The organism is Vibrio chemaguriensis (assembly GCF_012275705.1).
In the GTDB taxonomy this organism is placed as follows: domain Bacteria; phylum Pseudomonadota; class Gammaproteobacteria; order Enterobacterales; family Vibrionaceae; genus Vibrio; species Vibrio diabolicus.
In genome coordinates this window covers 159,925-176,113 of the sequence record NZ_SHOE01000003.1, presented here as the reverse complement: position 1 = coordinate 176,113, position 16,189 = coordinate 159,925, and the positions used below count along the sequence as shown (strand labels likewise).

13 protein-coding genes are annotated in these 16,189 nt (G+C 42.4%); 7 read left to right on the top strand and 6 right to left on the bottom strand.

Annotated elements, in window-relative coordinates; all coding sequences use genetic code 11:
• Window positions 1-74: 74 nt before the first annotated feature.
• The 3 genes from EX191_RS04825 to EX191_RS04815 are packed head-to-tail and all read right to left on the bottom strand — an operon-like array spanning window position 75 to window position 2,751.
• Window positions 75-1,436 carry a GGDEF domain-containing protein gene (locus EX191_RS04825; RefSeq protein ID WP_193447250.1) on the bottom strand — a complete coding sequence of 454 codons (1,362 nt, stop codon included), beginning with the start codon at window positions 1,434-1,436 and terminating at the stop codon, window positions 75-77.
• Between the two features lie 6 nt (window positions 1,437-1,442).
• Complete coding sequence (locus EX191_RS04820) at window positions 1,443-1,592, bottom strand: hypothetical protein (protein WP_193447249.1); 150 nt, start codon at window positions 1,590-1,592, stop codon at window positions 1,443-1,445.
• A 4-nt stretch (window positions 1,593-1,596) separates the two neighbouring features.
• A complete protein-coding gene (locus EX191_RS04815) occupies window positions 1,597-2,751 on the bottom strand; it encodes an EAL domain-containing response regulator (RefSeq protein WP_193447248.1) in 1,155 nt (384 codons plus the stop codon).
• Between the two features lie 678 nt (window positions 2,752-3,429).
• Here EX191_RS04815 and ylqF point away from each other — a divergent pair.
• Both ylqF and cqsA read left to right on the top strand, forming a co-directional pair.
• The gene (gene ylqF / locus EX191_RS04810) at window positions 3,430-4,374 is read left to right on the top strand and encodes a ribosome biogenesis GTPase YlqF (RefSeq protein ID WP_005376521.1); all 945 of its coding nucleotides are present in this window, start codon (window positions 3,430-3,432) and stop codon (window positions 4,372-4,374) included.
• A 339-nt stretch (window positions 4,375-4,713) separates the two neighbouring features.
• Window positions 4,714-5,895, top strand: coding sequence for an alpha-hydroxyketone-type quorum-sensing autoinducer synthase (gene cqsA, locus EX191_RS04805; RefSeq protein ID WP_193447247.1), 1,182 nt, complete (start codon window positions 4,714-4,716; stop codon window positions 5,893-5,895).
• 104 nt (window positions 5,896-5,999) lie between these two features.
• On the opposite strand, the gene EX191_RS04800 is transcribed toward cqsA, so the two are convergent.
• Window positions 6,000-8,045, bottom strand: a complete 2,046-nt coding sequence (locus EX191_RS04800) for a hybrid sensor histidine kinase/response regulator (RefSeq protein WP_074190596.1) — start codon at window positions 8,043-8,045, stop codon at window positions 6,000-6,002.
• 367 nt (window positions 8,046-8,412) lie between these two features.
• Between EX191_RS04800 and EX191_RS04795 the strand changes: the two genes are divergently transcribed.
• The gene (locus EX191_RS04795; protein WP_193447246.1) at window positions 8,413-9,030 is read left to right on the top strand and encodes an HAD family hydrolase; all 618 of its coding nucleotides are present in this window, start codon (window positions 8,413-8,415) and stop codon (window positions 9,028-9,030) included.
• A gap of 86 nt (window positions 9,031-9,116) precedes the next feature.
• Here EX191_RS04795 and EX191_RS04790 read toward each other — a convergent pair whose 3' ends face one another.
• Window positions 9,117-9,665 (bottom strand): GNAT family N-acetyltransferase, encoded by a 549-nt coding sequence (locus EX191_RS04790; RefSeq protein ID WP_005398196.1) that lies wholly within the window; start codon window positions 9,663-9,665, stop codon window positions 9,117-9,119.
• Window positions 9,666-9,937: 272 nt separating this feature from the next.
• Here EX191_RS04790 and EX191_RS04785 point away from each other — a divergent pair, with 272 nt between their 5' ends.
• From EX191_RS04785 to EX191_RS04770, 4 genes are all read left to right on the top strand, one after another.
• A complete protein-coding gene (locus tag EX191_RS04785) occupies window positions 9,938-11,062 on the top strand; it encodes an acyl-CoA desaturase (protein WP_005398197.1) in 1,125 nt (374 codons plus the stop codon).
• Between the two features lie 355 nt (window positions 11,063-11,417).
• Window positions 11,418-12,785 (top strand): anaerobic C4-dicarboxylate transporter DcuC, encoded by a 1,368-nt coding sequence (dcuC, locus tag EX191_RS04780; RefSeq protein WP_005398199.1) that lies wholly within the window; start codon window positions 11,418-11,420, stop codon window positions 12,783-12,785.
• 226 nt (window positions 12,786-13,011) lie between these two features.
• Entirely contained in the window at window positions 13,012-13,602 is a 591-nt protein-coding gene (locus tag EX191_RS04775) for a LemA family protein (protein ID WP_193447245.1), read from the top strand.
• Entirely contained in the window at window positions 13,602-15,491 is a 1,890-nt protein-coding gene (locus EX191_RS04770; protein ID WP_193447244.1) for a M48 family metallopeptidase, read from the top strand. Before EX191_RS04775 ends, EX191_RS04770 begins: the two co-directional genes overlap by 1 nt.
• A gap of 68 nt (window positions 15,492-15,559) precedes the next feature.
• Here the strand turns inward: EX191_RS04770 and EX191_RS04765 are convergent, their stop codons facing one another.
• Window positions 15,560-15,916, bottom strand: coding sequence for an NADH:ubiquinone oxidoreductase (locus EX191_RS04765; protein WP_193447243.1), 357 nt, complete (start codon window positions 15,914-15,916; stop codon window positions 15,560-15,562).
• Between the last annotated feature and the right edge of the window lie 273 nt (window positions 15,917-16,189).

The window sequence follows — 16,189 nt, the reverse complement described above, 5'->3', positions numbered from 1 at the left end:
CTAATATAAAAGACCAAGGGTACTGCTTGGTCAAATTTATCAAACAGTTATGTCATGGTTATGTATTGTTGTCCTCAAACACGCTGTTTTTTCATTTCATATAACTCTTCATCTGCTCTCACGATCACCTCTTGCAGCGTTTCATCCTCTTCGCGCACAGCAACACCAGTACTAACGCTGATCTCTATATCTAATGTATTTAAACGATTGTGTTTAACAACGCCACGGAGCTTTTTCGCTAACATGGAAGCTTTGCTCATGCTGCATCCGGGCAAAATTACAATAAACTCATCACCACCAGTCCTGACTAAGTAGTCACTGTTCCGAAAAACCTTTCTCATTGAGTCTGCAATAATAACAATGACTTCATCGCCAACATGGTGTCCGTAACGATCATTAATCTTCTTGATACGATTTCCGTCAATCGCAATGATAGAGTATGGTTCAACCTCCATTCGATGTTTAAACCGCTCTTCTTTAAATACTCGCCGATTTAATAATCCGGTTAAGTCATCTTGCGTTATATCACTCAGAGCATTTTCTAATTGAATTTTGCTCTGTTTAGATTCATTGGCTTTTCGATAATAGGCGAACGCAACGACAGAATAGATGACAAGAATAAAGCTGTAGTCCACCACTATTTTACTAAACGGATATTGGTAAATAACAAGATTATTATTGTCGGCAACATAGGATTGAGTATAAGCAAAATGAGCTAAGGGGTAGCTCGGAAAGTAAATAATTATCTGCTTATTTCCGTTACTAACCTCTACGTCAACGGCTTTGCCTTCATTATAAAGCGATGATAAATACAGTTGTTCCGAAAATTCGCCGACAAGCTTCCCTCTATAGTAGACGGGACTCATGATACTTAATGCCATCTCATCAGAATACGTGGTTTTGAAGGGCTTAGAGATAAGAACTCGGTCGGAGAGCTGCTCTTTCCACGCGGCAAGAATACAAGCGTAATTCACTCTGCACCATTCTATATCAAACGTCTCTTTAGATCCCTCTAGAGCTGGGATTGGTCGTTCTAAGATGAGTTTGTCACTAGTGTAAGAACGAAAGTACAATATGGCGTCTTCTCTATCGTAGACATTGGACAAATGAGCTTCTGCTTGGTGTAGTGCTTTACGAGCAACAGTTTCCACATAATCTAGGTTTTTATACGGCTTTAAAGCATAAATTGCATCTTGAAAACTGAAGTCAGTCAGTACTTCTATTTGTTCGATACTGAAGTTTTCATACTGCGCCAATTGAGCTTCGGTCAACAAGCCTAGCAGAATGACCTTCTGCTTTGTTTTTGCTAAATTGTTAGCGTACGTATTAAATTGCTTCTCCTCATAAGAGATGAGTACAGCACCAATCATGGTCATCGATACAATAAATAACAACATCGCAACCGCAAAAGAAGAAACAAAACTTCTTACATTCATAACACTTTATGTTCCCACTACTTTTGCAAGTTCAATAACATCATTCACATTAAACTTGTCTAGAAATCGACGTTTCTTGGTACTCACGGTTTTATCACTGATAGCCACACAGATAAGCATTTGCTCATCAAAGATCAAACAGTTCAATTTTTTCATATTTTTACTTCAAAATAGTGATTACCTCTAACGGCATGGGCTTATCAATGTAAAAGCCTTGGCAGATGTCTATTCCACATTCGCGCATGGTTTTATAGGTTACTTCGTCTTCGACACCTTCTGCGACAATACGAATATTGAGGCTTTTCGCTAAAGCACAAATAGCGATGACAATGCTTTTCTTTTTCAGGTCTTCACTCGCTCCGTAGACAAAAACGCGGTCAAGTTTGATCTCGTTAAAAGGTAACTTTGCCAACTTTTCAAATGTAGATGAGCCCGTACCAAAATCATCAATTGATACCGTGACACCTTTCATTCTGAGTTTGATGAGGTTTTTGTAGATAGACGTGCTAGCTTGGAAAGCTTCCCGCTCTGTAATCTCAATGGTGATTTGTGACGGGTCGACACCGCTCTCCGAGCATTGTTGAATAAAACGATGCGAGAAGTCAGGGTCGTTCAAGTTTTCGTGGTCGACATTAATCGAGACCTTTTGGGTTAATCCCCTATTGTTGATGTCATAGATTGTATTAATCAGCACTGATTGAAAAAGTTCAGAAGACAAATGGCATCGTTTTACGATCGGAAGAAAGTGGTTTGGTAACAACACGCCATAAATAGGATGCACCCAACGCGCTAACGCTTCATAACCTAAAAGCTCACCACTGTGTGCGTCTACCAAAGGTTGGTAATAATTCTTCACTCGCCCTTCACCCAAAGCAAATAAAAACTCTTGGTCTTGCAGTACGATAGGTTGAGCAAACGCTGTTTTTCGCGTTCTTTCATCTTTTATTTGGTTGAAGAGTTTAACCACTTGTATTTCGTCGTACGGCTTAGGCAGTTCTCCTAATATCTCAAAACTAAACCCTTCGCACATTTCTCGTACTGCCGAAATGATGCTCTGCTCCAACAAACTGACTAGCACGACTTGCCCGTGATACTGAATTTGGTCGAATACTTCCAAGATGTCGATACCGCCTTTTCCCGGCATCTGGAGATCGCAAAAGATCACATCAAAATATTGCTCTTGTGCACATTGACTAGCAGTGTCCACACAATTGAATGTACTGACTGAAGCGCCACTATGACCCAATATTTGGGTAAGTATCTTGGTTTGTAGAGGATGACCATCAATCACCATCACATTAAGCTGTGTATTCATTTATCTCTATCCAATAGTCTATATTTTCGATCTCCTGCTCGATTGGTTAAATTAATCCTGCCACTCGCTGATCAAAATCGACCAGCATTACTCAGCCTCAATGTAAAACTCAGTCTGCTTGTCTGTTCTCAATAACTGTCACTATCAATGAGTTAAAAAAGAAACTACTGGCAAAAATGTGGCAACGGACAACGCTGTAATACGACTTATCGTACTGAGCATAAAGCCTTACTCGGACTGGGCAGTCAGATTAATTTGTGTCGGCTAAAAGTCAAATTTCGACTAATAGCGAAATGAAATATAAATTGCTGATATAAAGATAAAAATTTGAAATAAGTCAGAAAAAACCGACAAAACAATCCACCTTTGACTACACAATATTTGCGCTTAATATCTCACCAAAGTGAATACTTGTTGTAGGTCCGTTGGCGAGCATACTCAACAAATGTTTGCTTGCTCGTCTGTAAACCGTGGCTTTTTGTCTCCATCTTGAATGCTTCGCCTTCATTCCGTGATAAACTAGCTCATTAACACGAAAGAAACGCTCAACTTTGCGGTACAGAGCCACAAAAGTAAGTGCGGTTTTAACACACTCTGTCTAAAACTATGCTGCTCGAAGCTCAAATTACTACTCGTACGCCCGTTGGAGCAGTAAGAAAATTAAGGTATTAAATTCAAATGGTTAATAACTCAATCCAGTGGTTTCCTGGCCACATGCACAAAGCACGCAAAGAGATCGAAGAAGCAATCCCACAAGTGGATGTGATCATCGAAGTACTGGATGCTCGTATTCCTTTCAGTAGTGAAAACCCTTTGATTTCTCAAATCCGTGGTGACAAGCCGGTCGTTAAAGTCTTGAACAAGCGTGATTTGGCCGATCCTGAGTTAACTCAATTATGGATTGAGCACTTGGAGCAAGAGCAACACGTAAAAGCAATGGCGATCACGACGTCAGAACCGCAAGAAGTGCATCGAATCATGGAGCTTTGCCGTAAACTTGCCCCACACCGTGAAGAGATCGGTAAAAACATTCGTACCATGATCATGGGGATCCCAAACGTTGGGAAATCGACAATCATCAATACTCTAGCTGGTCGAACGATCGCGGTGACAGGTAACCAGCCAGCGGTAACACGTCGTCAACAGCGCATCAACCTGCAAAATGGCATCGTTTTATCCGATACTCCAGGGATTCTGTGGCCAAAAGTGGAAAACCCACACAGTGGCTTCCGTTTAGCTGCTACTGGCGCTGTAAAAGATACTGCGATGGAATACGACGAGGTTGCGTTTTACACCATTGAGTACCTAGCAGCCCACTATGCAGACAAGCTTAAAGAGCGTTACCAAATCGAAGAGCTTCCTGAATCAGATATCGAGATCATGGAAGAGATTGGTCGCCGTCGTGGTGCACTACGCGCAGGTGGACGTGTGGACTTGCACAAAGTATCCGAGATTTTGTTGCACGAACTTCGCCAAGGCACACTAGGCCAAATTACACTAGAGCGCCCAGAAATGATCACTCAAGAGCTGATTGAAGTCGAGATTGAAACCGCTCGTAAAGAAGAAGAAAAAGCGAAGCGTAAAGAAGAGCGCCGCAAGCGCTATCTGCGTAATAAGCGATAAACTGATATTATCTTTTCCCAATCATATTTTAAGGCGCGATTTTCGCGCCTTTTTTGTTATCGAATGCGCCCATTTTTTCACTTTTCAAACTTTATATTCCTCATACAAAATCCAGACATGAAGCACGAAAAAATACCGCAAAATCGCCGTATAAACTTTAAGCACAAACTAGTTTAGACCCCGGGCCCCTATAGAGTTACAGCCACCATCCAACCCTCAAATGTCGAGTTTGCAAGGGTCTGCAAACTTATGCAACCTGGTTAGTGACACTCTCCCCAAAATCCGCAATATGAATAAGTGTCAGCGCTGGCGTTTTTCCATATGAAGAAGAGATTTATTATGAGTGAAACTATACAAAGCAAACCACTTCCTCCCTTTATTGAGGAACGCCTAGATTTTCATATTCAAGATCTAATTGAACCGAACGAGAACAAGAAACACCTTGTTCTTGGTAAACGTCCACCATGTAATGCCATTGTTATGCAAAGCAATGATTACCTGGCACTGTCTCATAACAAGGAGATTCAAAACGCGCATCGTGATGCGATTTCTCAATACGATGACAACGTCGTGATGTCCGCGATTTTCTTGCAAGATGATGAGTCGAAACCTGCATTTGAAACTCAACTAGCCAGTTTTGTCGGCATGCCTAGCTGTCTGCTTTCTCAATCGGGATGGGCTGCGAATATCGGTTTATTACAGACTATTTGTGCACCGAACATACCTGTGTATATCGACTTCTTTGCTCATATGTCTTTATGGGAAGGCGCACGTATCGCAGGAGCACAAATTCATCCGTTCATGCATAACAACACCAACCACTTGCGAAAACAGATTTCACGCCATGGTTCGGGAATTATTGTTGTGGATTCGGTTTACAGCACTATCGGAACCATTGCTCCTCTACGTGATATCTACGAAATAGCACAAGAGTTTGACTGCGGCTTAGTTGTGGATGAATCGCACTCGTTAGGTACGCACGGTCCGCAAGGTGCGGGGCTACTGCAAGAGCTGGAGTTGACTCATATGGTGGATTTTGTAACCGTAAGTCTTGCAAAGACATTTGCTTATCGTGCTGGCGCGATTTTAGGGGCAGAAAAGCTGGCGAAGACGCTTCCATTTGTCGCGTATCCTGCCATTTTCAGTTCTACCGTGTTACCGCAAGAGATCATTCGGTTAGAAAAAACACTGGACGTCATAAAAAAAGCCGATGACAAACGGGAGATTTTGTTTAAAAGAGCGAAGTCTCTAGCCGTTGGTTTAAAACGTATTGGGTTTGCTATTCGCAGTGAGTCGCAAATTATCGCGCTAGAATGTGGCAACGAAAGAAACACTGAGCGAGTTCGCGACTTTTTAGAAGAAAGAGATGTCTTTGGCGCAGTTTTCTGTCGCCCTGCAACAGGAAGAAACAAGAACATCATTCGTTTTTCTGTCAATGCGGACATGACTGCCGCCGAAGTCGATCACGTTCTTTCCACCTGCCAAGAAGCGTTTGTTCATCCCGATCTAGAGTTTGTATAAGCTAGAGTGTAGGTAAAAATAAAGAGTTCAGCAGTTTTGCTGAGCTCTTTATTCGTATTCGTCGTTATGAGCAACTCGTGTCAAGATAACACAGTTGCGAGTGATTAAATCCAGTTTGCGATTTTGTCGAATAAGCGATTTTTATCCGCTGGTTTCACGATAAAGTCAGACATGCCAGAAGAGCCTATTTTGTCCAGCGTAACAGGTGAGCTATCCCCAGTATGCGCAATAATAGGTACCGACGCATAGTTTTTATCCGAGCTTCGAATTCGCCTTGAAGCTTCTACACCATCCATGATGGGCATCTCGATATCCATAAGAATGAGGTCAACGTTCTCTTGCTCTAATGTATCCAGTGCTTGCTGCCCGTCTTCTTTCTGAATAACTTCAAAGCCCTGCTTTTCGAGTAACATCGCGGTAAACTTTCGCAAAGATTCGTTATCATCCACGACCATAATTGTCCGCTTATTTGACGTATCCAAAGCCACTGAGGCCGTTGGTGTCGACACATAGCTTGAATCATACAAGAGACGGTCAATGGTTGGCTTAGTATTCAATAACCAGGCTTGAGTCTCGACCCAAATAGGCTCATATGCCGCTTTGCATGCTCTCTGTGTCGGGTGATGCTCAAAAAGATAAACGATACGAGCTTCCGTGAAGGACAAAAGAGATTCTAATCTATCTAATTGGTTTGCTCTTGCGTCCAAGCTCTCAAGGTCGATAAAAATTAGGTCGAATTCGAACTCATACTCTTTCTTTTTGAGCACTTGATTAACATCTAAGATCGTTGATTCAAAACCCATAAAACGGCTAATGTCCGTCACTTTCGACACAAGAATATCTTGATTAGTCACCGTTAGGATGGTTTTGAGTTTGGTCAAATCGTTTTTAATTTCAGTCACGATATCAGATGTGATCGGCGGGAAAGTTAACGTGAACTGAGACCACTCACCTAGCTGAGACTGGCATTCAATGTTACCTCCAAAAGAACGCATCACTTTTTTACAAAATGGCAAACCCAAACCATAGCTGCCTGACTTACCAGTTGTGTAAAAGTCCTGAAATATATTACGTAGAACATCAGGAGCAATACCAGCACCATTATCGGTTACAACGATTTGGTTTGAGTGCTCCGTGCTCGTCATGGACACATGTATGTGGAAATCTTCAGATGTGCGATGATGGAAGGCGTTCTTGAAAAGGTTATACATAACGTATTTGAGTAAGGTATCGCTACCAAGAAAATCAAACTCACTTCTCGCATCTAGGGATATAGCAAAGCGATCCGTCGCACGCTTATAACTAAAGCTTTCAATCGCTTTTTCAACCACTGAGTGAGCAGAATGCTTTTGAAAACTGGATCGCGAGACACGGTTTTCGTCTATCGATGTCAGAAGTAAATCTATCGTCTCGTTGCCCGACTGGATGATGTTCATCGCATCCTCACTAACTTCACGCAGCAGGGTGACATCCTCTCCGCTCATTAGATATTGGTCTTTCTCTGCTTCTTTTTTATTGGGTAAGACTGATTGGATAACATCGATTGACGTGCAAAGGCCACTTAAAGGGTTACGCATTTCATGCGCAATTCCGGCCCCGAATGACTTGGCCAACGACACTTTCGCTTCGTGCTCTACTTGGTTCCGAAAGTAGAATAAATTGCCAAAGACATAAATAAAGAGAAAGATTGGCACATGCGTCCAATCCATTGTTAAATCGAGATGAAACCCTTTCGCCACCCAAGCAAAGAACGTCGCTAAACCTATTCCGGCAAAAGTTTGAGCGAACATAACTCTTGTGACATGAACCAATAGAATGTGCAAGAAAATCGCGGACATAAATGACATGACCCAAACATTGGACCAATCATTCATCAGTAACATATAGAAAAAGAAAAACGGTAAACAGATCGTTATCGTCACTTGGTAGTAAATATGGATATATTTTCGCCACGTTGACGACAGGCGATTTCTAAAAATGATGCCAAAGAACAATAGTGAACAAAACAATCTGAGCGGCAAGTTTTCATAAGCCTGTGGGAAAACAAAATCCCAAACAAAGTAGTACAGCGGAAAGCCAAGAAACCCCATCCAACCAACGAGAGTCAGGTTGGGTTCTGCATATTGATAAACCTTACGTATCGAGTCCATATTATCTATTTTGCCTACTCCGCCTGACGTCCCAATAGTGTGATTTGCATTCATTCTTATCGTTTTATTATTAAGTAATTATATATTACTTAACGCTTATAAGCAGCGCGAAATGGCGCAAATATTTCGCGACGCTTGTCTTTAATTTCAATCTTTTAAGATAGAGACACTTGATTTACAACCAAATAAATGAAGTTGCATATAGTTTAGTGTAATTTTGCGATAATCGCGTTGTATCCTAAGGGATGTTAATCTCATGTACGTTCGAGACATTTAAACAGCGCCTTTGGCTCGAACTTCCAAAGATTTAACGACAGCACTCACTGTGGATGTAACGCGGTGATGAACAATTGGCTCGAGGTGTGTTATGGAACCTTTACAAATAAAAAACGTAATTTTTGATGTGGGAAATGTATTAGTACGCTGGTCTCCGGTAGAGATTGTTCGCTTAACATTTGGTCACGCAGTAGAAGCGAAAAAAATGGCCCAGTTGCTGTTTTCATCACAAATCTGGAAAGACTTAAACAAAGGAATCATTTCCGAAGAGGAAGCCAAACTGTGCTATCAACGTGAGCACAAAGTGACAGCGGAAGAAATGGACCGCTTTTTTTACTACGTAAAACATACACAAATATTACTTTACGGCAGTGTCGAACTGCTAAAAAGAATAAAAAGTGCAGGATATAGCGTTTATGCGCTCACAGACAACGTCAACGAAATTGTTGAGCATCTTCGTGCTACCTATGAATTCTGGCCGCTGTTTGACGGTGCAATCATCTCTTCTGAAGTGCAGTTACTAAAGCCACAAGCTGAGATCTACCAAGCCCTACTTTCAACATATCAGCTTCAGGATAAGGAAACGGTATTTCTTGATGATATGCCATACAACGTCGAAGGGGCCCGAGCGGTAGGCATGGAAGCCATTCAATTTGAAAATGCTCAGCAATGCGAGTCAGAGCTAAAAGCCATGGGGCTTTGCTTTTAAGTCGCCCACTGAAACACTAAACTTTAGGACAGGCACAAAAAAGAGCAGCGTTGATGCTGCTCTTATTGCTAAGCTAAAACGTCAGACTAGGAGTAAATAACGTTTTCTTCTATCCCACTAACTAATGACTGAGCATTCTTCCAACGGAATACCTTCTCCAATACTTCTGTACCACCTGGCGCACGCCAAGTTCGCTCTTGACATTCTTGACCTCCAATATGGCGGTAGAATTCAATTGCAGAAATGTTTTGCGATACGACTTCTAGATAAAGACCAGTGTCTTTAAAGTACTGTTGCTGCCATTCTGCGACAGCAAGTAATAGCTGTTTGCCAATACCACGACCACGGTAGCTGTCATCAACATGCAGTGCGTCAATAAAGGTTCCACGCTCGAAGTCATGGTTGCCAAACACACAAACGAAGCCGAGCAACAAACCACCCTCTTCCGCCAAGACAATGTGCTGGTTGAATGGTGGGTTGGTCAGACGGGTTTGCCAGATCAGTAGTTTGTCGTCAATCGCCTCTTTATCAAGATAGTTATCACTAAGAATGCCACGGTAATGACGCTTCCAACTATCCGCATGAAGATGCGCAATGCGCTCGTAGTCCTTATATTCCGCTAATCGTAAATCCATTACGTATTCCTATTTTCTTACATTTTTTACTTCTTTATAGAGTCTCGGCATATTCCACCTTTATAACACTTGTTTCTTGGCAGATTTTATACACCTTAAGCCAGAGCTCATTTTTTAATACTACTCATTATTCAATTAAAAGCAAAATATCCCATCAAGTTCCTTAATGTACATCCAAAGGAACAGTCACATTTGTCTAACTTTAATTTGACTTACACGTGTACGCTGATATTCTGGCGAACAGTTGTTAGCTCAAAGTTAGGAATACACCTGTGACTCAAAACAAACCACCCATTATCTGGTTGAATACGTTGATATTTTCTTCCAGTTTTGTTCTGACTTTTATTGTAATGCCTTGGTATGCATATCACTTTGGACTGGGTTGGGAGCATCTAGTTTGGGGAGTGATGGCATTCAGTTTTACGAATCTTTCTATTACAGCAGGCTATCACCGACTCTGGAGCCACAAAACATACGAAGCTCATCCAATTTTACGTGCTATTTTTGCGATTGGAGGAGCATTTTCTTTGCAAAATAGTGCATTACACTGGTCTTCTGATCATCGTGTACACCACAAGCATGTCGACAATAACGACAAAGATCCTTACTCAGCGAAACGTGGCTTTTGGTATTCTCATATTGGTTGGATGTTACGCGACTACAACAAATCGCAGGAAAACGAATACACCAACTGCCGCGATTTAAAACGTGACAAAATCGTCATGTGGCAACATAAGTACTATGTTCCACTTGCTCTACTCACCAATATTGGCTTTCCGGTCGCTCTTGGAATTATCTACGGCGATATTTGGGGTATGTTATTAGTAGTTGGTGCCGCTCGACTATTTATGAGCCACCACACGACCTTTTTCATTAACTCACTTGCGCATGTTTGGGGAAAGCAGACTTTCACGGACAAAAACACCGCTCGCGACAACGGCGTGTTAGCGTTTTTCACATTTGGTGAGGGCTACCACAATTTCCATCATATCTTCGAGAATGACTATCGTAATGGTGTGTATTGGTGGCATTACGACCCGACCAAGTGGTTGATTAAGTCTTGTTCTTGGCTTGGACTCACATCTAAGTTGCGCACAACGCCTACATTTAGAATTGAAAAAGCTCGCGCAACTCAACTCTTGAAGAAAGCAAAAGAAAAACTGGGAGCAAAACCGAATACGCAGACGATTCTCGATCAGTTACAACACGAGTTTGATGCGCTAGTTCATCACATGCAGGAATATTATGAGATGCGAAAGGAAGTACTCGGTGCAAAAACAGCCAGTGTGGTAAAAAAATACGAGTGTTCTGTGACAAAGATAAAGTATCAGCAAATCAAAGCGGAGTTCGAGCGGCAACAACGCAGTTGGAACCTGATGGTGCGCCGATACGCTTAACTTAACCCATCCTTACGATTTAGCTTCGCTTCGGCGAAGCTTTTTTGTTGCAAGGATTATTACCCTATCCCAACTCACTGAGTTGTTTCTTTTTCTCATTTTGAATCAATTCCCTCACTATTTATTCAAATTTCTGGTCATACTTTCCTTCCTGCAAACAGCTTCAAACCAGCACATAACACTTAGAAAACCAAATTCCAACAATACAATCTAACGAAATTAATTATTAAATTATTATTTGTCTCAGATCATGCAAGCCCCATATTTGTCTCGTGCCACAGTTAAGAATTCTGTAAATTCCTTGTCATAAACTGAAACAGTTTCTTTCTTTTTTTCATAACATTCGGAGATCCCTATGTTAGAGCTCTTAATTGGCTTAGTTGTCACCATTGCTGTGGGTTACTTTATCGTCAAAGGCTATAAAGCAGCGGGCGTGTTACTGACGGCTGGTATTGCTTTACTTCTTATGACTGGCGTATTGGGGCATGACGTGCTGCCCTCAAAAATCACCTCAACCGGTAACATGGTGACAGACGCGCTAGAATACGTGAAATACATGCTACAATACCGCGGCGGCGGCCTTGGTATGCAAATCATGTTGCTATGTGGCTTCGCTTCCTATATGACTCACATCGGCGCGAATAACGTTGTAGTGAAACAGTTCTCTAAACCGCTTTCTGTTATCAAGTCTCCTTATGTCCTTTTGGTAGCGGCTTACATTGTGGCGTGTTTGATGTCTCTTGCGGTAAGTTCTGCAACTGGCCTTGGCGTACTATTAATGGCGACATTGTTCCCAATGATGGTCGCGATGGGGATCTCTCGTCCAGCAGCGGTTGCAGTTTGTGCCTCTCCTGCGGCAATCATTCTTTCTCCAACCTCTGGTGATGTGGTGATCGCCGCCGAAAAATCTGGCTTGGCGCTTGATGTGTTTGCGGTACAAACAGTGTTGCCTGTTTCTATCTGCGCAATCATCGTGATGGCTGCCGCGGCTTTCTTCTGGAACAAATACTTAGATAAGAAAGAAAATACGCCAATGGAAAAAATTGACGTATCAGAGATCAAAGCCGATGCACCAGCGTTTTATGCGGCACTGCCATTTCTACCTATCATCGGCGTGTTCCTATTCAACGGTCGTACCATTCCAGGACTTAGCCTAGACATTTACACTATTGTGGTCGGTTCGATTTTCCTTGGCGCTCTGATCCATTACGTTGTAAATAAGTTTGATGGTAAGAAATCACTGGAAGATTTAGATTCTTGTTACGCTGGCATGGCTGACGCGTTCAAAGGCGTTGTGATGCTTTTGGTTGCAGCGGGGGTTTTTGCGCAAGGTCTAATGTCTATCGGCGCTATCGATAACCTACTTCACCTTGCAGACAATGCAGGTGCAGGCGGTGTTGCTTTAATGCTTATCCTTACTGCATTGACAGTTGCAGCAGCAATTGCAACGGGGTCTGGTAACGCGCCTTTCTATGCATTTGTAGAGTTGGCACCATCTTTGGCTGCGAAAATGGGACTAAACCCAGCGTTCCTAATTATCCCGATGCTTCAAGCATCAAATCTAGGTCGTACTATCTCACCAGTGTCTGGCGTAATCGTTGCGACATCCGGCATGGCGAACATCAGCCCGTTTGAGGTTGTAAAACGTACATCCGTTCCGGTTCTTGCAGGTCTTATCACAGTTATAATTGGTACTATGGTGCTTGTTCCAATGAGTGCCTAACGGCATCGCCAATATTGCTTATCGACAAGGCCCGGCTTCTAGCTGGGCCTATTTCTTTCATCTCGCCAGTGCCATTATTCTTTCTGTATTGCTTTGTAAATGCATTTTAATTGTTACTCAACTCGTGACATATTTCTCGGTTATTACATCGCTTCTTCAGAAGCATTTGCTTAATATCTCAACAGTTTATATAAGAACTGAATACATTAAGAAAATGGGATTTATTATGACTGCATTTATTGTCTTTATCGTTATTGTCCTGCTCATTGTGGTGTACGCCGTCAGTATCTACAACAAGCTCGTTACTCTACAAAACCGTTTCAAAAACAGCTTTGCTCAAATAGAGGTTCAATTAAAACGTCGATACGATTTGATTCCGAACTTAGTTAATACTGCAAAAGGCTATATGGTGCACGAAAAAGAAACATTTGAACGTGTCATCCAAGCTCGTAATCAAGCAATTGCTGGCCTGAAAGCAGCCAGTGACGCGCCTGGTAGTGATGCGGCAATTAGCCAACTAAACCAAGCGGAAGGCATGCTGCAAAGTGCGTTGGGCAAACTTAATGTTGTAGTGGAAGCCTACCCTGAGCTTAAAGCAAATGAAACCATGAGTCAGCTTCAAGAAGAATTAACCAGCACTGAAAACAAAGTTGCGTTTGCTCGCCAAGCATTTAATGATGCGGTAACCAGCTACAACACATACAAACAAACGTTCCCGCCCGTGTTGTTTTCCAACGCATTCGGATTCCAAGATGGCAAACTGTTAGAGTTTTCTGACAGTGCTGAAATACAAGCTGCCCCGAAGGTTGAGTTCTAATGGATTTCTTTGACCATCAAGATACCGCGCGTCAACGCACTGGGCTTTTGGTGTTCCTGTTTTCCTTAGCAGTTGTCACCATCACTGGTTTGGTAAGCGTATTATCGATTGGTATCTATTACGGAGTAACAGGCGAACACTTTGATCAAGAAACCGCACTTACCTACGTCTTGTTGTGCTTTGCTGGCGTATTGCTGGTTGTTGCGATAAGTTCAATGGTTCGCTTATCCGCCCTCACCTCAAATGGAGGTCGAGGGGTTGCTGAGAGCATAGGTGGCAAGCTGATTTCCTCAAACACCTTAGATGCAAAACATAGACAACTACTCAACGTTGTGGAAGAGATGGCAATTGCATCTGGTATTCCGGTTCCTCCCGTCTATGTGATGCAGGAAGAGCGCGGTATCAATGCTTTCGCAGCAGGCATGAGCGTTGATGATGCCGTCATCGGCGTCACACAAGGCGCACTGGATAGCTTCACGCGAGATGAACTACAAGGTGTCATTGCTCATGAATTCAGCCATATCTTAAACGGAGATATGCGTTTGAATACGCGTCTTATCGGCGTACTGTTTGGCATCACTTGCATTGCACATTTTGGACACTTGGTCTTAGATAACACTCATCATACGAGCCGCGTATCAAGAAGTTCTTCCGATTCCGATAAAGGCTTTGCGGTTATCATGCTGATTGCGATTATCTGTTTGGTTCTGGGCTGGATTGGCACCTTGTTTGGCTCGATGATCAAAGCTGCAATCTCTCGTCAACGTGAATTTCTCGCTGATGCCAGTGCCGTTCAATTTACTCGAAACGATCAAGGCATTGCTGGTGCACTCAAGAAAATTGGTAGTCATATGGCGGGTTCTTCATTGAATACAAAAGCAAGCGATGAGATGAGCCATATGATGTTTGGTCAAAGCAAAATCTCCGGCTTTTCTGGCCTATTTGCTACTCACCCTCCACTAGAAGAGCGGATTCGCCGAATTGAACCTGGTTGGAATGGAAGTTTTGCTCAAAGTTCGCATCGTCCAACGACAAGCTTTGAGAATGATAACGTTAGTGGATTCTCATCAGGGACATCGACACAACCGGAGAAACCAACCACCGCAGAACTCAGCGAAGTAGGCCAACAACTACTTAACCAACTTCCTTCCGAACTTATCGACATCGCTCGTGAACCATACAGTGCGCGCTTTATTGCTTTTGCCTTGATATTTGATGGCAGTGAACTCCAGCGAGAGATGATAAAAAGTCATATCCCAAATGTGTCTCAAGCACAATTATTACCATGGCTAGATTATGATTTGCCTCTTCATCTACGCTTTCCATTACTCGAACTCTCCATCCCTGCCTTGAAATCGCTGAGTGAGGGTCAGAAAAACAGACTGTGCCAGGTGCTACGTGAACTCTCTCAAACTGATGATCACTACTCACTCGCAGAATGGTGTGTCATCAACTTATTGGAGAAGCAACTACTCGAATCGTATGGATGTACAAAACAGATCCAATCTTTAAAGCAATTAAAAGAGAGTGTTTTTTGGCTACTGCGCGAATTGGCTTGGGTTAGTCACTCTCAACCGGAAGACGCTCAACGTGCATTTAGCAGCGCCCTAACCTGTTTGGGCTTTAATGATGCAGAGTTACAACCCGCAAATAAGAACTGGGGCCTAAATCGCGCCGCTTTAGAGCTCCTACTGCAGCTAAAACCGAAAAGTCGTCGCTTGTTCGTAAAAGCGTGTCGATTAGCGATTGAATCGGATGGAAAGGTCACCGTTGCGGAAGGAGAACTCTATAGGGTAATCGCCTGCTTCTTAGAAGTTCCAGAGCCGCCACTAACAGTATCAGTCAATACAGGACAAACCCTACCGAGCCAAACACAACAAGCTAACTGACTTAGCTTTAAACAAAAACGCCAGCACTTTTGCTGGCGTTTTTTCATTATGTTTTCTTATTTGACGATTTACGCTGACTTAAATCGATCAGGGATCTTAGTGATACTTTCTCGATAACTAAACCATAAGTAGGTCACGGCGAGAGAGAAGAATAAATACGAAAGTGCGAAGACGATTGGAGATGTAATTAATTCAGCCGACATTCCCCACATCACACCAACAACCGTTATCGTCAACTTAGAAAGCATGCCGCAAATTAGTAAGAATAAGGCAAGCTGCGGAAAGCGCGAGCTACGGAATGCAAAGAAATAACAGCCCCCTACCGCTAGAGAAGCAATAGATAGACCCAACATAAATGAATGGATGTGGTCTGCAGATGCGACACCAGCAGATACCGAAGCCATGAGTAATAGGAACAGTTTCATAAGTCACCTCACAACAAGTCTAAAAAAGCATCCCTTCATAAATGAAATCTCATTTTTCGCTATATTCTGCTCCTATAATCTGCAATTACAAGTGACTTTTTTGTTCACTTAATGCACAAAAAACCTAATCAGCTCTAGTTATTACAAAAGGTTAACAATTTAAATTTAAGAAACCCTTTACATCCAATACTTACGGCGACAAGACGATATTTCAGTCATTTTTGTTACAGGGAGTTAACACGGTAACATTTTGAAATTTTTTATATGAAATGT